23 protein-coding genes and 1 pseudogene are annotated in these 23,641 nt (G+C 61.4%); 7 read left to right on the top strand and 17 right to left on the bottom strand.

Going from position 1 to position 23,641, the window contains the following annotated elements; genetic code table 11:
* The gene (locus tag EFD56_RS07065; protein ID WP_184330868.1) at nt 1–657 is read right to left on the bottom strand and encodes a thiamine diphosphokinase; all 657 of its coding nucleotides are present in this window, start codon (nt 655–657) and stop codon (nt 1–3) included.
* 63 nt (nt 658–720) lie between these two features.
* A complete protein-coding gene (locus tag EFD56_RS07060; protein ID WP_064828950.1) occupies nt 721–1,245 on the bottom strand; it encodes a MarR family winged helix-turn-helix transcriptional regulator in 525 nt (174 codons plus the stop codon).
* Nucleotides 1,246–1,360: 115 nt separating this feature from the next.
* On the opposite strand from EFD56_RS07060, the gene EFD56_RS07055 reads away from it, so the two are divergent.
* Together EFD56_RS07055 and EFD56_RS07050 are read left to right on the top strand one after the other, a co-directional pair.
* Nucleotides 1,361–2,896 carry an MDR family MFS transporter gene (locus EFD56_RS07055; protein WP_064828712.1) on the top strand — a complete coding sequence of 512 codons (1,536 nt, stop codon included), beginning with the start codon at nt 1,361–1,363 and terminating at the stop codon, nt 2,894–2,896.
* 388 nt (nt 2,897–3,284) lie between these two features.
* A complete protein-coding gene (locus tag EFD56_RS07050) occupies nt 3,285–4,829 on the top strand; it encodes a M48 family metalloprotease (protein ID WP_064828711.1) in 1,545 nt (514 codons plus the stop codon).
* A 50-nt stretch (nt 4,830–4,879) separates the two neighbouring features.
* Here the strand turns inward: EFD56_RS07050 and EFD56_RS07045 are convergent, their stop codons facing one another.
* The 5 genes from EFD56_RS07045 to EFD56_RS07025 all read right to left on the bottom strand — a co-directional run bounded on the left by EFD56_RS07045 (nt 4,880) and on the right by EFD56_RS07025 (nt 11,219).
* The gene (locus tag EFD56_RS07045) at nt 4,880–5,743 is read right to left on the bottom strand and encodes an RNA polymerase factor sigma-32 (RefSeq protein WP_012485599.1); all 864 of its coding nucleotides are present in this window, start codon (nt 5,741–5,743) and stop codon (nt 4,880–4,882) included.
* 378 nt (nt 5,744–6,121) lie between these two features.
* Entirely contained in the window at nt 6,122–6,694 is a 573-nt protein-coding gene (locus tag EFD56_RS07040) for a CarD family transcriptional regulator (protein WP_011427211.1), read from the bottom strand.
* Nucleotides 6,695–7,088: 394 nt separating this feature from the next.
* Nucleotides 7,089–7,427: a ferredoxin FdxA gene (gene fdxA / locus EFD56_RS07035; protein WP_011427210.1), complete on the bottom strand. Its 339-nt coding sequence runs from the start codon at nt 7,425–7,427 to the stop codon at nt 7,089–7,091.
* Nucleotides 7,428–7,620: 193 nt separating this feature from the next.
* Entirely contained in the window at nt 7,621–8,025 is a 405-nt protein-coding gene (locus tag EFD56_RS07030; protein WP_010002647.1) for an RNA-binding S4 domain-containing protein, read from the bottom strand.
* Nucleotides 8,026–8,027: 2 nt separating this feature from the next.
* On the bottom strand, nt 8,028–11,219 hold the full coding sequence (locus tag EFD56_RS07025; protein ID WP_085743485.1) for a helicase-related protein: 3,192 nt from the start codon (nt 11,217–11,219) through the stop codon (nt 8,028–8,030).
* A gap of 806 nt (nt 11,220–12,025) precedes the next feature.
* Between EFD56_RS07025 and EFD56_RS07020 the strand changes: the two genes are divergently transcribed.
* The 3 genes from EFD56_RS07020 to EFD56_RS32560 all read left to right on the top strand — a co-directional run bounded on the left by EFD56_RS07020 (nt 12,026) and on the right by EFD56_RS32560 (nt 12,819).
* Nucleotides 12,026–12,181, top strand: coding sequence for a DUF3309 family protein (locus tag EFD56_RS07020; protein ID WP_126904997.1), 156 nt, complete (start codon nt 12,026–12,028; stop codon nt 12,179–12,181).
* 26 nt (nt 12,182–12,207) lie between these two features.
* Nucleotides 12,208–12,468 carry a YMGG-like glycine zipper-containing protein gene (locus EFD56_RS07015; RefSeq protein ID WP_004674249.1) on the top strand — a complete coding sequence of 87 codons (261 nt, stop codon included), beginning with the start codon at nt 12,208–12,210 and terminating at the stop codon, nt 12,466–12,468.
* A 192-nt stretch (nt 12,469–12,660) separates the two neighbouring features.
* Complete coding sequence (locus tag EFD56_RS32560) at nt 12,661–12,819, top strand: hypothetical protein (protein ID WP_010009089.1); 159 nt, start codon at nt 12,661–12,663, stop codon at nt 12,817–12,819.
* A 95-nt stretch (nt 12,820–12,914) separates the two neighbouring features.
* Here the strand turns inward: EFD56_RS32560 and phbB are convergent, their stop codons facing one another.
* Complete coding sequence (gene phbB, locus EFD56_RS07010) at nt 12,915–13,640, bottom strand: beta-ketoacyl-ACP reductase (RefSeq protein WP_004674255.1); 726 nt, start codon at nt 13,638–13,640, stop codon at nt 12,915–12,917.
* 71 nt (nt 13,641–13,711) lie between these two features.
* A complete protein-coding gene (locus EFD56_RS07005) occupies nt 13,712–14,893 on the bottom strand; it encodes an acetyl-CoA C-acetyltransferase (RefSeq protein ID WP_126904996.1) in 1,182 nt (393 codons plus the stop codon).
* A 238-nt stretch (nt 14,894–15,131) separates the two neighbouring features.
* On the opposite strand from EFD56_RS07005, the gene phaR reads away from it, so the two are divergent.
* Nucleotides 15,132–15,707: a polyhydroxyalkanoate synthesis repressor PhaR gene (gene phaR / locus EFD56_RS07000; protein WP_004674265.1), complete on the top strand. Its 576-nt coding sequence runs from the start codon at nt 15,132–15,134 to the stop codon at nt 15,705–15,707.
* Here the strand turns inward: phaR and EFD56_RS06995 are convergent.
* The 5 genes from EFD56_RS06995 to mtgA all read right to left on the bottom strand — a co-directional run bounded on the left by EFD56_RS06995 (nt 15,702) and on the right by mtgA (nt 18,830).
* Nucleotides 15,702–16,109, bottom strand: coding sequence for a hypothetical protein (locus tag EFD56_RS06995; protein WP_010004193.1), 408 nt, complete (start codon nt 16,107–16,109; stop codon nt 15,702–15,704). The genes phaR and EFD56_RS06995 overlap by 6 nt on opposite strands.
* Nucleotides 16,110–16,271: 162 nt before the next feature.
* Complete coding sequence (gene rpmF, locus EFD56_RS06990) at nt 16,272–16,457, bottom strand: 50S ribosomal protein L32 (RefSeq protein ID WP_003543812.1); 186 nt, start codon at nt 16,455–16,457, stop codon at nt 16,272–16,274.
* 155 nt (nt 16,458–16,612) lie between these two features.
* Entirely contained in the window at nt 16,613–17,260 is a 648-nt protein-coding gene (locus EFD56_RS06985) for a glutathione S-transferase family protein (RefSeq protein ID WP_126904995.1), read from the bottom strand.
* A 13-nt stretch (nt 17,261–17,273) separates the two neighbouring features.
* On the bottom strand, nt 17,274–17,996 hold the full coding sequence (locus EFD56_RS06980; protein ID WP_010008345.1) for a DUF1868 domain-containing protein: 723 nt from the start codon (nt 17,994–17,996) through the stop codon (nt 17,274–17,276).
* A gap of 96 nt (nt 17,997–18,092) precedes the next feature.
* Complete coding sequence (mtgA, locus tag EFD56_RS06975) at nt 18,093–18,830, bottom strand: monofunctional biosynthetic peptidoglycan transglycosylase (protein ID WP_004674281.1); 738 nt, start codon at nt 18,828–18,830, stop codon at nt 18,093–18,095.
* Between the two features lie 136 nt (nt 18,831–18,966).
* On the opposite strand from mtgA, the pseudogene EFD56_RS06970 reads away from it, so the two are divergent.
* Nucleotides 18,967–19,883: pseudogene (locus tag EFD56_RS06970) on the top strand (polyprenyl synthetase family protein).
* Nucleotides 19,884–19,889: 6 nt separating this feature from the next.
* Here the strand turns inward: EFD56_RS06970 and hisC are convergent.
* The 3 genes from hisC to EFD56_RS06955 form a co-directional block, all read right to left on the bottom strand.
* Nucleotides 19,890–20,951 carry a histidinol-phosphate transaminase gene (gene hisC, locus EFD56_RS06965; RefSeq protein WP_126904994.1) on the bottom strand — a complete coding sequence of 354 codons (1,062 nt, stop codon included), beginning with the start codon at nt 20,949–20,951 and terminating at the stop codon, nt 19,890–19,892.
* 16 nt (nt 20,952–20,967) lie between these two features.
* Nucleotides 20,968–22,218, bottom strand: a complete 1,251-nt coding sequence (gene ispG / locus EFD56_RS06960) for a flavodoxin-dependent (E)-4-hydroxy-3-methylbut-2-enyl-diphosphate synthase (RefSeq protein ID WP_064819242.1) — start codon at nt 22,216–22,218, stop codon at nt 20,968–20,970.
* 197 nt (nt 22,219–22,415) lie between these two features.
* Entirely contained in the window at nt 22,416–23,609 is a 1,194-nt protein-coding gene (locus EFD56_RS06955; protein WP_037115522.1) for an MFS transporter, read from the bottom strand.
* Nucleotides 23,610–23,641: the final 32 nt, after the last annotated feature.

The raw sequence follows: 23,641 nt of genomic DNA, 5'->3' as shown, positions 1-23,641 counted from the left end.
TCAGACTCCGGAAAGATCATAAGGTCGGGCAAGCACGATCGCCCGGCCGCTGCCGAGCGAAAAACGAACCTTGCCTTCCGCCACGTTGGAAATGGTGCGCGACGAGCCGAAGGGCAGGTGGAAATCTGTGAGCGGATAACGCGCATTCTCAATCGAAAGGCCGGTCAGCGGGCCGAGCCCCGGCACGGAAAACAGGCTGCCTTTGGGAAGATCGAGTTCGATGGTGCCTGATATCAGCGGTACCGCTTCCTCTTTGCCCGAAGTCAGCAGCACATCGAAACCCGCTTCCGCCAGGCCGACAGCCGACAGCAGATGCTGAAGGGCGTGGTCGGAGCGTTCGCCGCCGAGCGCGCCGGCGAGGATCAGCCGCCGCGCGCCGCGGGCGATCGCTTCCGCTACGGCGATTTCGCCGTCCGTTGCCGCCTTTGCCGCCGGGTAGGGCTGTCTCGGCACATTGGGAAACGCCCCGTCGAGATCGGCCGGCGTCGAATCGAAATCGCCGACCCAGAGCTCGGGCGTCACGCCGAGCGCCGCCGCATGCCGCATGCCGCCATCGGCTGCGATGAAGCGGCTGCCGCCGATCGCCTGGCGCAGGCGCTCCGTCAGGCTGAGTTCGCCGCCGAGCAGAATGGTGAAAGTGGATTGGCTCATGGGCATTGCCCTTAGCGCAAACGGGGGGGCGAGGGGAAGGGGCGCGCCGGCGGATCGGCGGCCTTCGCCTCAACCGGGCGTATCTTTGTCGCGCGACAGGAAGATCGCTTCGTAGCCACCGATGAAGCGTTCGAACAGGGTCGCGAAACGCTCGATATCCTCACCTGGCCAGTCGGAGACGATCTCCGAGATGATCGCAAGTTTCTGCGCGTGGATATCGGCAAGCAAGGCTTGGCCGGCGTCGGTGATGACGACGACGATCCGCCGCGCATCGGCCTGCGAGGCCTCGCGGCGCAGCACGTTGCGCCCGACCATCTCGGCCACGACCCGGCTGGCGCGTGACGGATCGATGCGCAGCATCTCGGCTATCGTGCCGACAGTCACCTCGCCGGCTGGCTCGGCCCGCCGCACGGCGTCCAGCACGTCGAGATGAGAAAGTTCAAGATCCGGCGCCGCACTCTGGATTGCCAACCGGCCGATCAGCCGCCGACCGGTCATCAAACGCATGCGCGCCATGCTCCGGCCAATGCGAGGCAGGTTCGCGTCCGGATCGGTCGGGCTGGTGGACAGGATCTTGGTCAGAGTTTCATTCATCACGGAATCATAACAGAGCCGTCGCGAAAATTGAATATGCCGATGGCATTCATGTGCCATTGACAATTACATGCTGATGGCACATAAAATTCGCACGAACCCGGAAATACGCCTCATGGACATGCAACTCGCGCCTGCGCCGCTCGTGACGGATCCTCGTCGCCGGCTTATCCTCTTCTTCTTTCTGATGACCGCCATGTTCATGGCGACGCTTGATAATCAGATCGTCTCCACGGCGCTGCCGACGATTGTCGGCGAATTCGGGCATCTCGAACGGTTCGGCTGGATCGGCTCGGCCTATCTTCTGGCGCTCAGCGCCGTCATGCCCGTCTATGGCAAGCTCGGCGATCTCTTCGGCCGCAAATATGTGATGATGACGGCGATCGCAATCTTCACCGTCGGCTCTGCAGTCTGCGGCCTTGCCGTCTCGATGGATACGCTGATTGCTGCCCGCGTGCTGCAGGGCCTCGGCGGCGGCGGCATCATGGTATCGATCTTTGCCGTCAACGCCGATCTGTTCGAGCCGCGCGAGCGGGCGCGCTATCAAAGCTATTCCAGCCTCGTGCTGATGGCGTCGGGCGCGATCGGTCCGGTGCTCGGCGGCACGATGAGCGACCTCTTCGGCTGGCGCTCGATCTTCCTCGTCAACGTGCCGATCGGCTTCATCGCGCTGACGGGCCTGGCCTTCATGCTGCCCTACCGCAAACCGCATCGCCGTCCCAAGATCGATTATGCCGGCGCGCTGCTGCTTGCGCTGACGACGACGAGCGTCGTGCTTGCCACCGATAGCAGCGAATTGTTCGGCGCATTGATTTCGCCTGAGAGTATCGGCGTCGTCGCCTTCGGCGTGGTTTGCGCCGTCGCCTGGGTTTTCGTCGAACGCCGCGCACCCGAGCCGATCGTGCCGCTGCAGCTCTTCCGCAATTCGACCTTCAGCCTTCTCCTGATCATCTCGATCATGGGCGGCGCCATTGCCATCGGCATGGTCAATTACTTCGCCCTCTTCCTGCAGACGACGACGGGTCTTTCGCCATCCGCCGCCGGCCTTTTCTTCATCCTCCTCACAGGCGGTCTCGTCTGCGGATCGCTGTCGGCAGGCCGCATCATCTCCAGGACGGGACGCTACAAACCCTTCGCCATCGCAAGCCTCACCTGCAGCGCCGTCGCCTTCGCGCTGATGTCGCAGGTCCAGGCCGGAACGCCGATTGCCTTCATCGGCGCGATCATGCTGCTGCACGGAATCGGCATCGGCCTTGCCCAGCAGGTTCCCGTTATCGGCGTGCAGAATGCCGCACCGGCCCGCGACGTCGGCGCCGCGACCGGTTCGGTGACGCTCTCGCGCATGGGCGGCGCCTCGATCGCCATCTCCATTTACGGCGCCATCATCGCTTCCGGTCTCGGCAAGTCCGGCGTTCCCATTGCCGGTGTTGCCGACATCGAACAGCTGACGCCGAAGATGATGGCCGCCCTTCCCGAAGCCAGCCGCCAGGCCGTCGCGGATATCTACGCCGCCGCCTTCGCGTCGCTGTTCATGACCTCCTGCGCCATTGCCCTGATCGGCCTTGCCGCCGCCGTGATGCTGAAGCCGGTACAACTGCCGCGCGCCGGCGAGGCGAAGCAACTGCAAGCCGCGGCGGAAGCGGCGGAATAACCTGATCGTAAAATTGGAATGCGTCGCATCAGGCGCTCCATGCACAGAACCACGATCAACAGTTGCGATTTTCGCCTGTTGTTGCTGCTTCTGCAGGGATTGCCTCAATCACTCCGTTCTTTTTCCGCGCCGCCGGCAAATCTGCGCCGCGTGACGGAACTTTCGCCATAATTTCATCCGAGCGAAGGGAGGCCTCAACGACTGAGGCATTGCCAAAATGCAACGGCGCCACATTTAAACAGAGTCTCGCTATGCAACCGATGCGGAAATCAGCTACAGCAACGACTTGTATCGGCCTAGTGTGCAGCGCGAGATCAGGGGTGCGCACCTGTTAAGTTCCCCTTGCCAAGGCCGGTCCCGATCTGCGGCAAACCGGCAAAGCAGCGACATGATGCGGAGAACCAGACTGGACAGCTTGACGACGTGGAAATCGCCCGCGCTTTCCAGTGATGCCATCTCCGCGCCGCGCCGTTTCGCGCGTCGCCTCATGCTGCTTTCAGCCATCGCAATGGCGCTGAACGGATGTCAATCGCTGATCGAACAATCCTATCAGCCGAGCATCTCGCCGTCTTCCAATCCGCAGATCGTCGACGAGGTGCAGAAGAACGACCCGCGTGCGGCGATGGGCGCCCGCGAACATCCACGCATCGTGGCAAGCTACGGCGGTGAATACAAAGATGCCAAGACCGAGCGTCTCGTCGCTCGCATCGCCGGCGCGCTGACGGCAGTGTCGGAAAATCCGAGCCAGTCCTACCGCATCACCATCCTGAATTCGCCGGCCATCAACGCCTTTGCACTGCCGGGCGGTTACCTCTACGTCACCCGCGGCCTGCTCGCCCTTGCCAACGACGCCTCGGAGGTCGCCGCCGTGCTATCGCACGAAATGGGCCACGTGACGGCGAACCACGGCATCGAGCGGCAGAAGCGCGAAGAGGCGGAGGTCATCGCCAGCCGCGTCGTCGCCGAAGTGCTCTCCAGCGATATCGCCGGCAAACAGGCTCTGGCCCGCGGCAAGCTGCGGCTCGCAGCCTTCTCCCGCCAGCAGGAGCTGCAGGCTGATGTCATCGGCGTGCGCATGCTCGGCGAAGCAGGTTACGATCCCTATGCCGCCGCCCGCTTCCTCGATTCCATGGCGGCGTACAGCCGCTTCATGTCGGTCGATCCGGAAGCCGACCAGAGCCTCGACTTCCTTTCGAGCCACCCGAATTCCGCCCAGCGCATCGATCTCGCCCGCACCCATGCGCGGGCCTTCGGCCAGGAAGGTTCGGTCGGCGACAAGGGCCGCGATTATTATCTCGACGGCATAGACGGTCTGCTCTACGGCGACAGCCCGGAGGAAGGCTTTGTGCGCGGCCAGACCTTCCTGCATGGCGGTCTCGGCATCCGCTTCGACGTGCCGCCGGACTTCCATATCGACAACAAGGTCGAGGCGGTGATGGCCACCGGCCCGAACGACATCGCCGTGCGCTTCGATGGCGTCGCCGACAACCAGAACCAGAGCCTCACCAATTATATCTCCAGCGGCTGGGTGACCGGTCTCGATCCGTCGACCATCCAGCAGATTACCGTCAATGGCATGGAAGCTGCTACCGCGCGCGCAAGCGCCGACCGCTGGGATTTCGATGTCACCGTGATCCGCAACAATGCGCAGATCTTCCGTTTCTTGACCGCGGTGCCGAAGGGCAGCGACGCCCTTGAGCCGACGGCCGATGTTCTGCGCGCGAGTTTCCGGCGCATGACCCCGGCGGAAGCCGCCTCGCTGAAGCCGTTGCGCATCCGCGTTGTCACGGTGCGGCCGGGCGAGAACATCTCGACGCTTGCCGCCCGCATGATGGGCACCGACCGCAAGCTCGATCTCTTCAAGCTCATCAATGCCCTGCCGATGGGCGCGGCCGTTTCGCCCGGCGATCGCGTCAAGATCATTGCCGAGTAAAAAAAGCCCGGCTCACGCCGGGCCAGTCAGTGCTGCTGGAGGGGAAAGTTTCAAGCGTAGGCCGCCATATGCGGGTCGGCGCTGACCAGCGCCGTGCGAAGTTTTTCCATCGCCCGGCTTTCGATCTGGCGCACGCGCTCCTTGGAAATGCCGAGATCGGCGCCGAGTTCTTCGAGCGTGGCGCCGTCTTCGGCGAGGCGGCGGGCGCTGATGATTTTCATTTCACGTTCATTGAGATGTTTCAGCGCCGAGGCGAGCCAGATGCGGCGGCGCTCGCCGTCGATCATGTTGGAAACCTGCTCGTCGGGGAGAGGATCGTCGCTGACGAGAAAATCCATCTTCTCCGCGCTCTCGGCGTCGCCGGAGACGGAAGGCGCCTGCAGCGAAGCATCGTTGCCGGAAAGCCTGGCATCCATGGTCTGAACGTCGGCAAGGCTGACGCCAAGGGCGGCGGCGATTTCCTGATGAATGGATTGCAGCGTCAGTTGCGTGTCGCCCTTGGCGAGCTTGGCGCGCAGTCGGCGCAGATTGAAGAACAGCGCCTTCTGCGCCGAACTCGTGCCGCCGCGCACGATCGACCAGTTGCGCAGGATATAGTCCTGGATCGACGCCCGGATCCACCAGCTGGCATAGGTCGAAAAGCGCACGTCGCGTTCCGGTTCGAAACGCGCGGCCGCCTCCAGCAGGCCGACATAACCCTCCTGCACGAGGTCGCTCATCGGCAGGCCGAAATTGCGGAACTTACCGGCCATGGAGATCACCAAGCGCATATGCGCCATGGCGATCTGGTTGCGCGCACCGCGATCGTCGTGATCCTTCCAGCGAGTGGCGAGATCGTGCTCTTCCTGGCGGGCGAGATAGGGGGCGGCCATCGCGATTTTGATCATGCGCCGATCTGCAGACATGTTCTTCATTTCGATCTCCCTAAACAGGCCTTCGCCCTCAAAATGAACAATAAAACTCACCTTCCGGAACATCGCTGTCCGGATTGAATGGGGTTCCGAATGCATGAAGGCCTCACCCCTGGACTTTTCAGGGGGAGGCCCTAATTTTCATCATGAGCCGCTAAGACGGCCGGGTTGGACCTGTTTCTTCATGTTGCCGAACGGGCAATATTGAAAAGGCATGATCCGCTCCTCACCGAACATTGACGGAATAGCGGTGAGCCCGACGAGCCAGCGGCTCGACGAGCAGTCCGCAATTACGTGTGATAAACGCGGCAGTCGGGAAAAAGTTCCAATAAAAAACCCGGCACGAAGGCCGGGTTTTTTCACAGGAAAAACTAACCGCCTTTATGCGGCTTCGTCCTGCGAATCGTCTTCCTCGATGGCCTTGCCGCGCTTCGGGCCCTTGTTGAGGTTGGTCTCGACGAGGCGGACAGCCTCGGTTTCCGACATCTTGTTGACAGCGGCGATTTCGCGCGCCATGCGGTCGAGCGCGGCCTCGTAGAGCTGGCGCTCGGAATAGGACTGCTCGGGCTGGTTCTCCGCACGATAAAGATCACGCACGACTTCAGCGATGGAAATGAGATCGCCGGAATTGATCTTGGCATCATATTCCTGGGCGCGGCGGGACCACATGGTGCGCTTGACGCGCGCCTTGCCCTGCACAACCTTCAATGCACGATCGACGAAATCCGTTTCCGAAAGCTTGCGCATGCCGATGCTCATCGCCTTCGCGACCGGAACCTTCAGACGCATCTTGTCCTTCTCGAAATCGATAACGAAAAGTTCGAGCTTCATGCCGGCAACTTCTTGCTCTTCAATAGCGGTGATGGTACCGACGCCGTGAGCGGGGTAGACGATCGATTCACCGGTCTTGAAGCCGTGACGTGCTGTAGAAGGTTTTTTCTGCTGAGTCGTCATTCTATTCAAAAACTCCCTGTTACGCATCCGGCGGCGGCCGGAGCCGGGTCAGTCAGGCCCGGTTGAGACGGTAGCATCCGTCGGGTGACTTCACTCTGGTCCCATCAGTCAAAAGCAAGGACTTCTTGCGCGCGATCTGGGGGACCCGGCGCTCAAAGCGTTGATATGTCACGGAAACCGCGTACGGATTTGTTTTGCTTTCGTGATGGTTTTGGGCATGCGTCATGCCACAAATGGAACAGTAGGCGAAACCTATCATAAAAATATGAGGAAATCAATAATTTGCTTCGCCTGAGTCATGCGGGCAACACACATCACCCATATCAGAGACGCAGGATTTAAAACGTTTCATCGTGGAAACGCCCGAATCCGGCGGCCAAATCTGGCAGCCGTATCAATCGCCGGAACCGGGTTTTTCGGAGAAATATTTCTCGAATTTACCGGTCTGGCCGTCCATCTCCTTGGCCTCCGGCAGCGGATCCTTCTTGACCGTGATATTCGGCCAGATGCTGGCATATTCGGTATTGATCTTCAGCCATTTGTCGAGACCCGGCTCGGTATCCGGCTTGATCGCCTCGGCGGGACATTCGGGCTCGCAGACGCCGCAATCGATGCATTCGTCGGGATGGATGACGAGGAAATTCTCGCCTTCATAGAAGCAGTCGACGGGGCAGACTTCCACGCAATCGGTGTATTTGCACTTGATGCAATTGTCGGTCACGACATAGGTCATGAAGAACTCCAGGATTTTCCATGCGGATGGGACCGGGCAACCTGGAACGTCGCGCCTATCCCCGTGCCGGACGAAGCGTGGACAGGCTTGGGAGGCAAGCACGCTTCCGGCAGGTTGTCAGTGACCTATCGGCTTTATCGCCGGATTTCAAGGATAAACGATCTGCAAAAGCCGCCGCTGCTGACAGAGTTTTCTAATCCTCGTCCGACATCAGCCTGTCGATCGCGCGTCTTTCCTTTTTTGTCGGACGGCCGGTCCCGGTCGCGCGGATCGCCTGCTCGTACGGGGTGAGGCGTTTTGCCTCATCCGGCGGCGGGGATTGGTCATCATAGAGCAGGCGGGCCTCCTCATAAGGACCCCGCCGCTCGCCGGCGAGACGGACGATGAGAACGATGTCACGCCGTTCCAGCGTCAACTCGATGCGGTCGCCCGGCTTGACCATCTGGCTCGGTTGGCTGCAGCGCTCGCCGTTGATGCGCACGTGCCCTGACTGGACATGGCTCTGCGCCAGCGAACGCGACTTTACCATGCGCGTGAAGAACAGCCACTTGTCGATGCGCTGGCGCGAACCGCTTCCTGGCTGTGTCTCCCCGCCCATGACTACTTCTTCATCTGTTCCTTGAGAGCGGCGAGCTTGGCGAAGGGCGAATCCGGATCGATCGGCTTCTCCTTGCGTGGCGGCTTGGCCTCGAAGCGCAGCGGCTGTGCGCCGCGGTTGTTGTTGCGATCGTTGCGGTCATTGCGCTCACCGCGATCCTTGCGCTCGCCACGGTCCTGCCGGTCGCCGCGCGGTTGGTCCTTGCGCTCACCGCCCCTTGCCTGCTGCGGCCGGCCATCGCGACCGCCGTCCTTGCCGCGGTTGTTGCGGTTGTTGTCGCGTCCGTCGCCGCCGCGATTGCCCTCGCCGCCTTCGCCGCCGCCCGAACGGCGATTGCGCTCGCCGCGGTCCTGGTTCTGGCCTCGATCATGGCCCTGGCCGCCGCGGCGTTCGCCATGGCCGCCACGCGCCTGGCGATGATTATCGTTGCGGCCGCCGAGGCGCCACAGCAGAACCGGCTTCGGTTCCGCCGGTTCGCCGGCTTCTTCGGAAGCAGCGGCTGTTTCCCTGGCAGCTGAAACCTCTGCCGAGGCTTCGGTCGCAGGATTGCCTTGAACCGCTTCTGCCGCAGGCGCGTCGGCCGCGGTCGCCTCGGCTGAGGATGGCTCGGAAACAGCCTCCTCCGCCGCCGCGTCGGCGTCGTCGTGATCGGCCTTTTCCACCGTTTCTTCCTGAGATGCCTCTGCGGAGGCTGCGGGCGCCGGAGCGGCGTCCTGCGCGGCAAGATGAGCCGACGCCTCTTCCGCCTTCACGGCATCGGCGCGATAGCCGAGACCCTTGAGGATTTCTTCCATGTCCTCGAGCGTCGCGCCGAGGATTGACAGCATCGCCGTCGTCGTCGTGAAGCGGCGGCCGTCATAGGCGCCTTCCGGACGATTGTTCTGGCCGGGTTTCCATTGCAGCAGCGGACGGATGATATCGGCAAGCCGCTCGAGAATGTCGATGCGCACGGCGCGTTTGCCGAGGAAACGAAAACCGGCGAGCTTGTAGAACATCCGCTCGAAGCTTGGATCGGTCACGACGGAGGTGCGGCCGGCGGCCAACACGGGAATGAGGTCACCGTAACCCGGCTTGTCCAAACCGTCGTTCTTCAACGCCCAGAGCAGCGTGATCAGTTCGGCCGGCGCCGGCTTCAGAAGGGCCGGGACGAAAATATGATAGGCGCCGAAACGCACGCCGTAGCGGCGCATGGAGGCGCGGGCCTCCTGATCCAGCGACTTCACCTCCTCGGTCACGTCACGTCGGAAGAGCACGCCGAGATTCTCGACGAGCTGGAAGGCAAGCCCCTTGGCGAGACCCTGCAGGTCTTCGGCGCGCGACAGATCGTCGAGCGGCTTCAGCACCGTGCTGATATGATGGTTGACGAAGCGCTCGATGCGGGCGGCGACGTGATCGCGGGCATTGCCGGTCAACTGCTCGTCGGCGAGCAGAATCACCCGTGGACGCATGACATGATCGCTGCCCGAAAGCCGCGCCACGGGATCGCCGAGCCAGCGGATCAACCCGTCCGAGCCGATCGCCAGATCGCTATTGCCGGCGGCATGCATCCGCGCCGCTCTGGCTTCGAATTCGAGCGCGAGCGCTTTTTGCGACGCAGCCTGAACCGCCTTGGCATCCGGTCCGTCCGCTCCCGCCACCGGCGTGAAACGGAACCCGCTCAACTGCCCTACATGATGTCCTTCAACGAAGACATCGCCATTCACACTGATTTCAGCTTCCAGCATCGCATTCTCTCTCAGGCGCTTCATGAGCACAGATGTCCTGCGATCAACAAAGCGTTTCGTCAACCTTTCATGTAACGCATCGGACAATCGATCTTCGATTTCCCGCGTCTTTTCCTGCCAATGTGTCGGATTGGTCAGCCAGCCGGGCCGATTCGAAACATAGGTCCAGGTCCTTATCTGCGCGATTCGCGCCGAAAGCGTGTCAATTTCCCCATCTGTCCGATCGGAGCGATGAACCTGCTCCGCCAGGAATTGCTCGTTCACCGTGCCATAGCGGACGAGATCGGAAAAGAGGGTCGCGATCAGATCGGCATGTTGTGCCGGAGTGATACGCCTGTAGTCGGGAAGTGCGCAAGCCTCCCAGAGTTTTTCGACGCGGGCCGGCCGATCGGCGAGATCGATGACCTCGGGATAGCGCGAAAGCTGCTCCAGCGCCTGCTGGTCGACGGCGGGCAGCGCCCGCGTCAGTCCGGCGACGCGCGGCCCCGCCTCGAGACTGGCGCGCAGCGACTGGATCGAGGAGAAGTCCATCTCAGTCGTGCGCCACTGCAAGACTTTGACATTGTCGAATTCATGGCCTTCGATGCGCTGGACCAGCTCCTCGTCGAAGGGCGAGACCTGGCCGGTGACGCCGAAGGTCCCGTCGCGCACGTGCCGCCCGGCGCGGCCGGCGATCTGGCCGAGTTCACCCGGATTGAGGTTGCGGAACTGGTAGCCGTCGAATTTTCTGTCTTGGGCGAAGGCGACGTGATCGACATCGAGATTGAGGCCCATGCCGATTGCGTCGGTCGCCACCAGATATTCGACGTCGCCCGCCTGATAAAGCGCGACCTGCGCATTGCGCGTGCGCGGGCTGAGTGCCCCCAGCACGACCGCCGCGCCGCCGCGCTGCCGGCGGATGAGCTCGGCGATGGCATAGACCTCGTCGGCCGAAAAAGCGACGATGGCAGAGCGCTGCGGCAGCCGGGTGATCTTCTTCTGCCCGGCATAGAAAAGATGCGAAAGCCGCGGCCGCTCGACGATGGTGATACCGGGCAGCAGCAGCTGCAGGATCGGCCGCATCGTCGCGGCGCCGAGCAGCAGCGTTTCCTCGCGGCCGCGAAGGTGCAGGATGCGGTCGGTGAAGATATGGCCGCGCTCGAGATCGCCGGCGAGCTGCACCTCGTCGATCGCCACGAAGGCGGCCTTCGTCTCGCGCGGCATCGCTTCAACGGTACAGACCGAAAAACGTGCATTGGCCGGCGAAATCTTTTCCTCACCGGTGACCAGCGCCACGTTCTGCACACCGACCTTCTCCACCACCCGCGTATAGACCTCGCGCGCCAGCAGCCGCAGCGGCAGGCCGATCACGCCGGTCCCGTGTGCGACCATGCGCTCGATGGCATAATGGGTCTTGCCGGTATTGGTTGGTCCGAGCATCGCGGTCACACCGCGCCCGCTCAGAATCATCGGCTGCGAAGTCAGAGTCATGGTCCATGCAAATGAGGCAGGCGGCCCCAGGAAAACTGTCGCCTCTCGACGGAGGCACAGAACACATGGACAGCTGCCGCCGCAAACGCAAGGGCAGATTTTAAAATGCAGCGAGGATTACGACCTCTGCGAGTCATCCGGGACGCCTGAATTTCAGATTTGGAACAGCCTGAGAACGAATCAGCGACGAATCGCTGACTCCCGCTGATTCAGCTTTTGTTCACGGCTAACTATTGATTTTGAATCACTTTTTCCCACTAGATGCTGAATCGCGAGACTCTCTCCCGTTCGCATTTCCATTGCCTTGCCGAGGTCGGCCATGCACTTTTGCCAAGCGGAAATTCCACCGCAAATTAACCGGTCGACCAAATCCGGAACGAATCGGAGACGAATCGCCGACTGAGCCGTTTTCACCTTTCGTTCACGGCAAGATCTGGTGCCACCGCCAGCCTCCGTCGCTAGATGCAGGCAGGTGACAGAACCTCGCGTCAGACGTCTCAAGCAGGAATTAACCTTTGACGACGAAATCACCCAACCTTAAGCCGGGAATCACTTTGCACGAGCGGATTGATCAAAAACGGAACGAATCACCGACGAATCGGCGACATGATGATCTTCCCGATATGTTCGCCGCAACATATTGTATTTGAGCGATTTTTTAACCATAGCAGCATTTTGCCGAGCGAGACCGATCACAAACCATGAATCGTGCCGCATCACAATTCGCCCGCCTAACCGGGAACAAAAATCGCCAATGCGTGTTTCTTGTCCATTCAGATTGCGGATGAAAATGAAGGAAACACACCATGTTTGGCACGATACTTCTCGTTATCCTCATTCTGCTCTTGATCGGAGCCTTGCCGAATTGGGGTTATAGCCGTGGCTGGGGCTATGGACCTTCCGGCGGTTTGGGGCTAGTTCTCGTGATTATCATTATCCTTGTACTAATGGGCCGCATCTAAGGCCCGACAACCTGGGGAGTTACGACATGATGAAGAAGATTGTTCTCATTGGCGCGCTCGTGGGCGCCCTCGCATCCTGCACGGCGACCGAGCAGGGCACTGCGATTGGCGCCGGTACCGGTGCGATCATCGGCGGTGCTGTCACTAACAGCTGGGGTGGTGCCGCAGTCGGCGCCGTTGCCGGCGGTCTGACCGGCGCGCTCATCGGCCAGTCGGTCGAACGCCGCGGCTACTGCATCTATCGCGACCGCTACGGCCGCCGCTACGAGGCCCGCTGCCGCTACTGACCGGCAGAATCATATCGGACTCCCAACGGGCGCTTTTGGCGCCCGTTTTTCTTTGTTGCCTTTCCGTGTCAACGCGACGTTGACGATCGGTATCAAAAGTCAAGTCTACCGGCGTCGTCCCGAGAACCGCATATTCCTTCTCAAGGGCAGTGGGCAGGCAAAGCCGCCCACGCATTGAAAAGGAACGCTTCCATGGCTCAAATTTTCATGAATTCCGCCGTCGCCGTTCTCATCGCCTTGGCCTTCGTGACAAGCGCGGTCTCAGCCCTTCGCAGCGAAGTCCGCGCGGCGCGAAAAGTGCCAGTCCGGATTGCCGCCCGCGGACATCGCAACCCCCGCGACCGCTCCTGACGTCCCGAAGCGGACAACCGAGCCGCACACAAAAGCGACAGCGCAGCCGGCAGGCAGACGCTGTCGCTTCAAGCCGATCTGGCTCGTCGACCCGGCTAAACGAAGAACTGCCCGCCATTGGCCGTCAGCGTCGAACCGGTGATGAAGCCGGCATCGTCGGAGACGAGGAAAGTGACGCAGCGGGCGATCTCTTCCGGCTCGCCGAGACGGCCGACGGGAATCTGGGGAATGATGCGCTCGTTCAGCACCTTCTCCGGCACGGCAAGCACCATTTCCGTTCCGATGTAACCGGGGCAGATGGCGTTGACCGTGATATTTTTCGCCGCTCCTTCCTGGGCAAGCGCCTTGGTGAAGCCGAGATCGCCAGCCTTGGCGGCCGAATAGTTCGCCTGGCCCATCTGGCCCTTCTGGCCGTTGATCGAGGAGATGTTGACGATGCGTCCGAAGCTGCGGTCGCGCATGCCGGTCCAGACCTGATGCGTCATGTTGAACAGGCCGGTGAGATTGGTGTTGATCACCTCGTGCCACTGCTGCGGCGTCATCTTGTGGAACATGGCATCGCGGGTGATGCCGGCATTGTTGACGAGAATCTCGACCGGTCCGATCTCGCTTTCAACCCTGGCGATCCCTTCCCCGCAGGCAGCGTAATCCGAAACATCCCACTTGAATACGGCAACGCCGGTGACGTCGTGGAAGGCCTTGGCCTTCTCGTCATTGCCGGCATAAGTCGCCGCGACCTTGTATCCGGCCTTTTTCAGTGCCGTGGATATTGCTGCGCCGATGCCGCGTGTACCGCCGGTGACCAGAGCCACTCTGCTCATGTTCCGCTCCCCTTGTGTTTTCGCCCGCGCGTGGCGGGATTTCAATCAATGACGGATCGTATCGTATGCTATTAGAGTGCTTCGAAGCACATGGCGACACCCATGCCGCCGCCGATGCAAAGCGTGGCCAGGCCTTTCTTCGCGCCACGGCGCTTCATCTCAAACAGCAAAGTGTTGAGAACACGCGCGCCGGAAGCGCCGATCGGATGGCCGATGGCAATTGCCCCGCCATTGACATTGACGATGGCAGGATCCCAACCGAGATCCTTGGTGACGGCGCAGGCTTGCGCGGCAAAAGCCTCGTTGGCTTCGACGAGATCGAGATCGCCGACCGACCAGCCGGCCTTTTCGAGCGCCTTGCGGGACGCCGGGATCGGGCCGGTGCCCATGATTGAAGGATCGACGCCCGCCGTTGCCCAGGAAACGATGCGGGCGAGCGGCTGGATGCCGCGGCGGACCGCTTCCGCTTCGCTCATCAGCACTGCTGCTGCGGCGCCGTCATTCAGGCCGGACGCATTTGCAGCCGTCACCGAGCCGTCCTTGTCGAAGGCCGGGCGCAGCTTGGCCATCGCCTCCAGCGTGGCGCCATGGCGGATATACTCGTCGGCATCGACCGTAACGTCGCCCTTACGCGTCTGGATGACATAGGGGATGATCTCATCGGCAAAGCGGCCGGCTTTCTGGGCGGCTTCGGCCTTGTTCTGCGAAGCGACGGCGAACTGATCCTGTTCGTCGCGCGAAAGCTGCCATTGACGCGCAATATTCTCGGCGGTGATGCCCATGTGATAACCATGGAAGGCATCGGTCAGGCCGTCCTTGATCATCGTGTCGACCATCTTCGCGTCGCCCATCTTGACGCCGCCGCGCAAGTGCACGGCATGCGGCGCCATCGACATGGATTCCTGACCGCCGGCAACGATGATCTTGGCATCGCCGGTGGCAATCTGCTGCATGCCGAGCGCGACGGCGCGCAGGCCTGAGCCGCAGAGCTGGTTGACGCCCCAGGCGGTCGCTTCCTTCGGAATGCCGGCCTTGATTGCCGCCTGGCGGGCCGGGTTCTGGCCTTCGCCTGCGGCCAGCACCTGGCCGAGGATCACCTCATCCACTTCGCCGGCCTCGACGCCGGCGCGCGCGAGCGCGCCCTTAATGACCGCCGCGCCGAGTTCATGGGCGGGGACCGTTGCGAAAGCGCCGTTGAACGAACCGACTGCTGTTCGACCTGCGCTGGCGATGACGACGGATGAATTGCTCATGGGGAGGCTCCTCGTTTTTCGTCCCACTTACATAAGGGGAAACTGGCAAAGCTTTGAGCACAAGTCAAACGCGAAGACCGGCCGCCGGCATTTTTCGGCGGCGGCCCGCAAAGCCAATTCGCATGATCTGTTAAAGGTTTGCCGCATCGCACAAAGAGATTGTCACCGACCTTCTTTTGCGTCTACAGTCTGAAGTGGAGGAACATCCATAAATCAGACGGGGGTTCAGGAGACTGATATGGCGAAGAATGAGGGTCAGATTGTCATCAAGAAATACGCCAATCGCCGCCTGTACAATACAGGCACCAGCACCTATGTGACGCTGGAAGATCTGGCGGAGATGGTGAAAAAGGGCGAAGATTTTATCGTTCAGGATGCAAAAAGCGGTGATGACATCACCCATTCGGTGCTAACCCAGATCATCTTCGAACAGGAATCGAAGACCGGCAACACGCTGCTTCCGATCTCTTTCCTGCGCCAACTCATCACCTATTATGGCGACCAGATGCAGATGGTCGTGCCGAGCTTTCTCGAACATTCGATGCGCGCCTTCACCGAGCAGCAGGCGCAGATGCGCGAGCAGGTGAACCGCGCCTTCGGCGAGACGCCGCTCGGCAAGAACCTGCAATTGCCGATGCAGATGGTCGAGGACCAGGTCCGCCGCAACACCGAGCTGTTTCAGCAGGCCATGCAGATGTTCTCGCCCTTCATGACCCCGCCCGCGGCCAAGGAAAGCCGCAAGGCCGAGGCCAAGGACATCGACGAGCTGAAGGAACAGCTCCGCGCCCTTCAGAACAAGCTCGACAACCTATAAGCCGATCGAGACATCCCGCCCGGCGCTTCGGATCGAAACGGCAAAACCGCCGATCACATCGATCAGAGCGATCGTCATCAGAATGAAAAACACCTGCGTCGCAGCGTCCTGGACGAGCAGAAACTCGACCAGGAAGCCGATGAACACCAGCATCGACAAGATGTGGTTCAAAAGGTTGCCGGGACCGGTTCTGGTCGCTTTCAGGATTTCGAAGAACAACACGACAAGCGCTACGACGATAAAGAGATCGCCGAGCGCCATGCTCCAGATCGCGCCTGAGAGCATCGACAGCACGATGACATCATGCTGCAGCACTGCAATGCCGCCATCGCCCATAAGGCCGAGCATCGCCAGATTGTAAAGAATAAACGGGATAATCATCAGCGGCATTGCGGCTATCATCGGCAAATCTCCTGGGCTAAGAGAATACTGCCGTAAACCGCCGTCTCACTTCAAGCCGCTGCAAATATTATATTTACAGATCACCGCGCCACCGAGAAATGCAAAAAGGCCGGCGTGACGCCGGCCTTGAAAACCTTCGATCGGACGAGCCGGATCGAAAAATTATGCGCTTTCCTTCGGCGTCAGAACCTGGCGGCCACGATACATGCCGGTCTTCAGGTCGATGTGATGCGGGCGGCGCAGTTCGCCGGAATTCTTGTCTTCGACATAGGTCGGAGCCTTCAGCGCATCAGCTGAACGGCGCATGCCGCGCTTGGACGGGCTCGTTTTTCTCTTCGGTACAGCCATTTCTCTTACTCCACTTGCGGGCAAAACATTCCCACGGCCAGACTGGCGGCCGAAACGGACATGTCGCGATTTCGGAAATTTTGCGCGCTTATACATGCAAGGGGCGGTCTTGACCAGTCCCCGTGAATTTTTTTTGCGAGACGATGATTCCTCGCTCAGACTTCGTCTTCCGCCACGATCCAACGCTCGGCACGGGCCGCGTCTTCCCATTTCCGCCAGGCCGGATGCGCCTTCATGGTCCTCATATAGGCGAGCGTGTCGTCCTGATGGACAAGATCATAAATGTCGAACCGATTGACGACAGGCGCAAACATCGCATCCGCGGCCCCGAAGGCGCCGAAGAGAAACGGTCCGCCGGATTTCTCCAGGAGGTCGCGCCAGATCGTCTCGATGCGGCGGACATCGGCATCGACACCGTCCGGCAAGACGATCCTGGCCCTCGGCCGGCGGATGTTCATCGGACAGGCGCCGCGCAGGGCCCGGAAACCCGACAGCATTTCCATGGAAACCGAACGGGCGAGCGCCCGCGCAGCGCGATCCCTCGGCAAAAGGCCGGCTTCGGGATAAAGCTCGGCGGCATATTCGATGATCGCCAGCGATTCCCAGATCTTCAATGCGCCGTGCTGCAGGACCGGCACATTGCCGCTTGGCGAGATGGCCTTGATGTCGGGATTGCCGCCAGGGTAGTCGAAGGGGATCAGCACCTCCTCAAAATCGATGCCGCCGCCCGTCAGCGCGATCCATGGCCGAAACGACCAGGAGGAATAGTTCTTGTTGGCGATGTAGAGCGTCGGTCTGTCCATGAGTTTCTCCCGTTCAGGCGTCGAAATCGAAGATCAGCAATTCGTGGAAATGGTTCATGTCCTCGAAGACGCAGAAGGCCGGTGGCGTCAGCTCGAAAACGGGCGTCTTGCGGCGGATCTCGTCGGCTACATCGTCGAGCATCGCCTGCCAGCGCGGCAAGGCCTCGTCCTCCAGCCGTTCGATCGGATAGGCTAAGGTCACGTGGAACTTATAGTCCTCATGGTTCGGCTGGCGATAGCCGAGAAACTCGGCAAAGGCATTGCGCCAGGCGCGCATGACCCTGCGGTCCTTCTCGGTTGCCCCGTCGACGAGCAGGCCCGACGGGCGAGCTTCGACGACGGCCACCTTGAAGGGCTCGGCCATCGAGAAACCTGCAAGCCGGGCTGCCATCAGCGCGGTCATGTCGTCGATCGGCGTCTCGAGAGGGAGATCGCCTGGCCAGCAATCCTGCTGGCGCCGGGTCTCGATGAGCCCTTCGAAAAGCGTCATGTGAAGGCTGGAGATCGGCGTGAAGAGGAACTGCGCGGCCTCAGGCATCGCCAGATATGTCTCACGCGCCTCGATCAGCGCCGTCTGCGTCTGCGAACCCTTCTCGACATGGCAGACGATGGTATTGCCGGCTTCCGGCAGAAAACCGCCGACCTTGCGGTAGCGGCTGCCGAGATGGGCGGGCGGGATCGGATTGTGGGTCTTCGAGTAGGCGAGAAGCTCTGGCGAAAAGGTCGTGGTGGTCATGGGCGACTCGAGGGGTTCCGGTTTCACTGCACCGCCCATATGGCAGAACCAAGAATGTCAGATGACGCTTGGTCCTTCTAACGACAAGTTCTGATCTCACTCATAGATGCACTTGATGTATTCGCCCGAACCCTGCGCCCGCCTCTCGATGACGCCGGCCAGCCGGCGAAGGCCGCGTCCCGGCTTGCCGGCATTGCGGTCGATCGGGTTCGGGAGCGAGACGGCCAGCAGCGATGCCTGCCGCCGCGTCAGCTTCGAGGCCGGTACCTTGAAATGATGCTGGGCTGCCGCCTCGACGCCGTAGATACCGGGACCCCATTCGGCGATATTGAGGTAGATTTCCATCAGCCGCCGTTTCGACAGGACGAAATCCGTGGAGACGGCGAGCGGAAGCTCCATCGCTTTGCGCACGAAGGAGCGGCTGTTCCAGAGAAAGAGGTTCTTGGCCGTCTGCATCGGGATGGTGCTGCCGCCGCGCGTTGCCTGACCTTTCAGCGTATCCTCGACCAGCATGCGCATCTCGGCCCAGTCGACGCCGCCATGAAAACAATATTGCCCGTCCTCGGACATCATCACCGACTGCACCAGCACCGGAGAGATCTGATCCAGCGATACCCATCTGCGGTCATAACCGCGCAACAGCACGAGGTCGCGCAGCATCAGCGTCGAGACCGGATGGATGAAAGGCAGCAGATAGAAAAAGATCAGCACGTAGGGAAGGATGACCAGCGCCAGCACGGCAAGAACGATGCGCTTCAGCATAGGCCGATTTTCGAACCAACGCCGACGGGCCGGCATGTCGGCGATATCCTCTGTCTCCGGCGCTATATCCAAAATGCCCCCAGTCCACTTCGCTCCCTGTCGTTCTCATAACGCCTGTGAGGCGCTTATGCCAGAGCACATGGGAAATCTTGCGCCAGCCATCGACAATTCCGTTGCAAGCCCCCTTGCCCCATGCCAAACAGCGCCGATGGACGCGAACCGGGACACTTTCGAGACGAGGCTGAAGAACAACGCCCGCGAGATCGAGGCGCTGCTCGACGCATTGCTGTTGCCGAATGCCCTTTCCGATGAAATCGCCAGGCCCGAGACCCTGCGCGGCGCCATGCACTATGCCGTCCTGAACGGCGGCAAGCGGCTGCGCCCATTCCTGGTGGTAGAAAGCGCCGCGCTTCTCGGCGGCGATGCGCAGGCCGCCCTTCGTATCGGCGCCGCGCTCGAATGCGTGCATTGTTACTCCCTCGTGCATGACGATCTGCCGGCCATGGACGATGATGACATGCGCCGCGGCAAACCGACGGTGCACGTCAAGTTCGATGAAGCCACCGCGATTCTCGCCGGCGACAGCCTGCTGACCTACGCCTTCGACATTGTCGCAGCACCGGAAACTGCGCTTCCCGATATCAGCAAGGCATCGCTGGTGTTGGCTCTTGCGCGCGGCGCCGGTCTCGGCGGCATGGCCGGCGGCCAGGCGCTCGATCTCGCGGCGGAAAAACAGGCGCCAGACGAGGACGGCATCATCCGCCTACAGGCGATGAAAACGGGCGCGCTGATCCGCTTTGCCTGCGAGGCCGGCGCCATCATCGCGGGAAGCCCGCAGGACGATCGCCAGCGTCTGCGCGCCTTCGGCGAAAAGATCGGCCTTGCCTTCCAACTCGCCGACGACATTCTCGACCTGACCTCGGATGCCGCAACCATGGGCAAGGCGACCGGCAAGGATGCGGCCCGCGGCAAGGGAACGCTCGTAGCGTTGCACGGGATGGAATGGGCCGCGAGACCGAGCTCCGCCGGCATGTCGCCGACGCCGAGGCGCTGCTGGCTCCCTACGGCACGCGTGCATCGACCCTGATTGCCGCGGCGCATTTCATCGCCGACCGGAAGAGTTAGTCTAAATCAGGCTGCCAATATTTCTTTGAGAGCGGATAGCAGACGGGCGCATTCCTCGTCTGTGCCGATGCTGATGCGCAGGAATTCCGAAATACGCGGCTTGGCGAAATGCCGGACGAGCACGCCGCGCTCCCGCAGCGCGGCTTGAAGTGCGGCGCCCGGCCGGCTTTCATGCCTTGCGAAAATGAAATTCGCCTGAGACGGCAGCACCTCGAAATCCAGCGCTTCGAGCTCCCGGACGAGTTTTTCCCGGCTGGCGATGATTTTCCGCCGGCATGTCTCGAACCACGCCTCATCCTTGATCGCGGCCGTGGCGGCGGCCTGCGCCAGACGATCGAGCGGATAGGAGTTGAAGCTGTCCTTGACGCGCACCAGCGCCTCGATCAGATGCCGCTGCCCTAGCGCAAACCCGACGCGCAGACCTGCAAGCGAGCGGGATTTCGACAAGGTCTGGATGACCAGCAGATTGGGATATTTGGAAATGAGCGGGACAGCGCTTTCAGCCCCGAAATCGACATAGGCCTCGTCTATCGCCACGACTGCATCCGGATGCGTGGCGACAAGCGTCTCTATCTCGGCAAGCGGCAGGCCGATGCCGGTCGGCGCATTCGGATTGGGAATGAGGATCGCGCCGCACGGCCTGTCGTAATCCGCCAACAGGATCCGGAACCTGTCATCGACAGGCACTTCGACCGTCTCGACGTCGTATAGCAGGCTATAGGCTGGATAGAAAGGATAGCTGACGTCCGGATAGAGAAGCGGCAGCTCGTGTTTCAGCAGCGCCTGAAACGAATGAGCGAGCACCTCGTCGGAGCCGTTGCCGACGAACACTTCATCTGCCGCCAGATCGAAACGGCCGGCGATCGTCTCACGTAATTCCGTGGCAGTCGGATCGGGATAGAGCCGCAGACGATCGTCCGCCGCTTGCCCGATCGCTTCGAGCGCCCTGGGAGACGGCCCGTAGGGATTCTCATTGGTGTTGAGCTTGATCAGGCCGGGAATACGGGGCTGTTCCCCCGCGACATAGGGCCGAAGCTTGCTGACGATGGGCGACCAGTACCGGCTCATCTAACCCCGCCGGTCTTCATTCCGCCGCGGTCCGCTGGCCGAAGCGCTTCTCGATATAATCGACGACAAGCGCTTCGAAATCAGCGGCGATGTTGGGGCCGCGCAGCGTCAGCGCCTTCTTGCCGTCGATGAAAACCGGTGCTGCGGGCGTCTCGCCGGTGCCGGGAAGCGAAATGCCGATATCGGCATGCTTGCTTTCACCCGGTCCGTTGACGATACAGCCCATGACGGCGACATTCAGCGCCTCGACCCCCGGATATTTCTCGCGCCAGACCGGCATGTTCTTGCGGATATCGTTCTGGATGTTCTGGGCCAGTTCCTGGAACACCGTCGACGTCGTGCGGCCGCAGCCGGGACAGGCGGCAACAACGGGCACGAACTGACGGAAGCCCATGACCTGGAGGATTTCCTGCGCCACCTGGACTTCGCGCGTACGGTCGCCGTTCGGCTCGGGCGTCAGGGAGACGCGGATGGTATCGCCGATGCCATGCTGCAGCACGAAGCCCATCGCCGCCGACGAAGCAACGATGCCCTTGCTGCCCATACCGGCTTCGGTCAGACCGAGATGCAGCGCGTGATTCGAGCGTTCGGCGAGCATGGAGTTGACGGCGATCAGATCCTGCACCTGGCTGACCTTGGCCGAGAGGATGATGCGGTTGCGCGGCAGACCGATTTCCTCGGCAAGCGCTGCCGAAAGCAGCGCCGACTGGACGATCGCCTCGCGCGTTACCTGCCTGGCCGAGAGGGGCGAGCCGGCGGCGGCATTTTGATCCATCAGCGCCGTCAGCAGGTCCTGATCGAGCGAACCCCAGTTGACGCCGATGCGCACCGGCTTGTCGTAGCGGATCGCCATCTCGATGATCTCGGCGAACTGCTTGTCCTTCTTGTCCTTGAAGCCAACATTGCCGGGATTGATGCGGTATTTCGCCAGCGCTGCGGCACAATCGGGATGATCGGCGAGCAGCTTGTGGCCGATATAATGGAAGTCGCCGATCAGCGGCACGTCCATGCCGAGCCGCAGCAGCCGCTCGCGGATCTTCGGCACGGCAGCCGCACTCTCGTCGCGGTCGACGGTGATGCGCACCAGCTCCGAGCCTGCGCGGTGGAGGGCCGCGACCTGGGCGACGGTCGCGTCGATATCGGCGGTATCGGTGTTCGTCATGGATTGCACGACGATCGGCGCGCCGCCGCCGACGATGACGCCGCCGACATCGACGGCAACGGAAGCGCGGCGCGGTTTCGGATCAAAATCGGCGGCTGAAGACATGAAGAGTTTTTGCACCCCTAATACATGTCGCGCAACAATCTGCAGCGGTCTGCGATGACGACATGCGTAAAACAAAGACCTAAAGCGCGAAGCCTTTATCTGAAAGACTGCCCGCGCTCTAGAAACAGTGCCTTTCAGGTGGATCAAGCCCAGCGGCTTGTCAACCGCCCCCTATATCACTTTTGTTTGGAAGCGGCTCAGTGGCCGCCTCCAGAGACGCCATCGGCATAATGGGCGAGCTTGGAGAACAGGAGAACGACGAGCAGCAGCACCGGCAGTGCCATGAATACGACCGCAAAACCGACATGCTCGGCGACGAAGCCGATCACCGACGGCGCGACCAGCATGCCGGAATAGCCCATGGTCGTGACGACCGAAATGCCGATGCCGGGCTTCAGGCCGGGGATGTTGCCGGCTGCCGAGAAGGCGATCGGCACCATGTTGGAAATGCCGATGCCGCACAGGGCAAAGCCCAGAATGGCTATCTCGGCGTCCGGCGCGAAACTCGCAAGCAGCATGCCGGCAATGGCAAACAGCGTGCAGACCCGCAGCGTCTTGACGCCGCCCAAACGGTCGCGCACCAGATCGCCGGCAAAGCGCATGATCGCCATGGTCGCCGAGAAGGCTGCGAAACCAAGGCCTGACAGGGCCACGGATGCATTCATTTCCTGGCGGAGGTAGAGCGCGCCCCAGTCGAGGACCGCACCTTCCGGCACCATCGAGAACAGCGCCATCAAGCCGAGCAGCCATGGCAGCGGCACCATCGGCAGTCTGGTTTTTTCCTTCTTGGCGTCGGGATGCGGCGGATCCGCAAGGATCATCGGCCAGGCGAGGGCAAGGAAGATCGCCGCCAGCAGGGTCGCCAGCTGCGCATGGCCGAGAATGCCGAGCTTGGCGATCACGATGCCGCCGAGGCCGGAGCCGATCAGGCCGCCGAGGCTCCAGAAGGCGTGGCAGGAGGACATGATGGCGCGGCGCATCGATTGTTCGACCGAGACTGCGTTGGCGTTCATCGCCACATCCATCGCGCCGATGAAGCCGCCGAACAGAAAGAGCGCGATTGCGCCGGTGATGACGTTCGGCGCGAGCGTCAGCGCCAGAAGCAACGGCAACACGCAGACAGCCGTCGCCCGGACAACGACACGCGAGCCATGTCTGGCGATCTGGGCGCCGGCGATCGGCATCATGACCAGCGAGCCGACGCCGAAGACGATGATCATCAGCCCGAGCTCGAACTTGGAGAGCCCGAGACGCTCGGCGAAATCAGGGATCTTCGGTGCCCAGCAGCCGACGACAAAGCCGTTCATGAGAAAGAGCAGGGAAACCGCCGCCCTGCTTCTGGTAAGGAAGCCCCTGCGGACCCCCGACGGCGCATTCACATGACTGTCCATTTTCAGTCTTTCCTCGTTATCGGGTCTTGGGA

The organism is Rhizobium phaseoli (genome assembly GCF_003985125.1).
GTDB classification, from domain to species: Bacteria; Pseudomonadota; Alphaproteobacteria; order Rhizobiales; family Rhizobiaceae; genus Rhizobium; species Rhizobium phaseoli.
Note: the sequence above shows the minus strand (reverse complement) of the source record. Positions and strands in the feature narration are given on the sequence as shown.

Excerpts from the sequence above, each read along its gene's own strand:
- EFD56_RS07065 (WP_184330868.1), bottom strand. The coding sequence starts at position 657 with ATGCCCATGAGCCAATCCACTTTCACCATTCTGCTCGGCGGCGAACTC.
- EFD56_RS07060 (WP_064828950.1), bottom strand. The coding sequence starts at position 1,245 with ATGAATGAAACTCTGACCAAGATCCTGTCCACCAGCCCGACCGATCCG.
- EFD56_RS07055 (WP_064828712.1), top strand. The coding sequence starts at position 1,361 with ATGGACATGCAACTCGCGCCTGCGCCGCTCGTGACGGATCCTCGTCGC.
- EFD56_RS07050 (WP_064828711.1), top strand. The coding sequence starts at position 3,285 with ATGATGCGGAGAACCAGACTGGACAGCTTGACGACGTGGAAATCGCCC.
- EFD56_RS07045 (WP_012485599.1), bottom strand. The coding sequence starts at position 5,743 with ATGAAGAACATGTCTGCAGATCGGCGCATGATCAAAATCGCGATGGCC.
- EFD56_RS07040 (WP_011427211.1), bottom strand. The coding sequence starts at position 6,694 with ATGACGACTCAGCAGAAAAAACCTTCTACAGCACGTCACGGCTTCAAG.
- fdxA (WP_011427210.1), bottom strand. The coding sequence starts at position 7,427 with ATGACCTATGTCGTGACCGACAATTGCATCAAGTGCAAATACACCGAT.
- EFD56_RS07030 (WP_010002647.1), bottom strand. The coding sequence starts at position 8,025 with ATGGGCGGGGAGACACAGCCAGGAAGCGGTTCGCGCCAGCGCATCGAC.
- EFD56_RS07025 (WP_085743485.1), bottom strand. The coding sequence starts at position 11,219 with ATGACTCTGACTTCGCAGCCGATGATTCTGAGCGGGCGCGGTGTGACC.
- EFD56_RS07020 (WP_126904997.1), top strand. The coding sequence starts at position 12,026 with ATGTTTGGCACGATACTTCTCGTTATCCTCATTCTGCTCTTGATCGGA.
- EFD56_RS07015 (WP_004674249.1), top strand. The coding sequence starts at position 12,208 with ATGATGAAGAAGATTGTTCTCATTGGCGCGCTCGTGGGCGCCCTCGCA.
- EFD56_RS32560 (WP_010009089.1), top strand. The coding sequence starts at position 12,661 with ATGGCTCAAATTTTCATGAATTCCGCCGTCGCCGTTCTCATCGCCTTG.
- phbB (WP_004674255.1), bottom strand. The coding sequence starts at position 13,640 with ATGAGCAGAGTGGCTCTGGTCACCGGCGGTACACGCGGCATCGGCGCA.
- EFD56_RS07005 (WP_126904996.1), bottom strand. The coding sequence starts at position 14,893 with ATGAGCAATTCATCCGTCGTCATCGCCAGCGCAGGTCGAACAGCAGTC.
- phaR (WP_004674265.1), top strand. The coding sequence starts at position 15,132 with ATGGCGAAGAATGAGGGTCAGATTGTCATCAAGAAATACGCCAATCGC.
- EFD56_RS06995 (WP_010004193.1), bottom strand. The coding sequence starts at position 16,109 with ATGATAGCCGCAATGCCGCTGATGATTATCCCGTTTATTCTTTACAAT.
- rpmF (WP_003543812.1), bottom strand. The coding sequence starts at position 16,457 with ATGGCTGTACCGAAGAGAAAAACGAGCCCGTCCAAGCGCGGCATGCGC.
- EFD56_RS06985 (WP_126904995.1), bottom strand. The coding sequence starts at position 17,260 with ATGGACAGACCGACGCTCTACATCGCCAACAAGAACTATTCCTCCTGG.
- EFD56_RS06980 (WP_010008345.1), bottom strand. The coding sequence starts at position 17,996 with ATGACCACCACGACCTTTTCGCCAGAGCTTCTCGCCTACTCGAAGACC.
- hisC (WP_126904994.1), bottom strand. The coding sequence starts at position 20,951 with ATGAGCCGGTACTGGTCGCCCATCGTCAGCAAGCTTCGGCCCTATGTC.
- ispG (WP_064819242.1), bottom strand. The coding sequence starts at position 22,218 with ATGTCTTCAGCCGCCGATTTTGATCCGAAACCGCGCCGCGCTTCCGTT.
- EFD56_RS06955 (WP_037115522.1), bottom strand. The coding sequence starts at position 23,609 with ATGGACAGTCATGTGAATGCGCCGTCGGGGGTCCGCAGGGGCTTCCTT.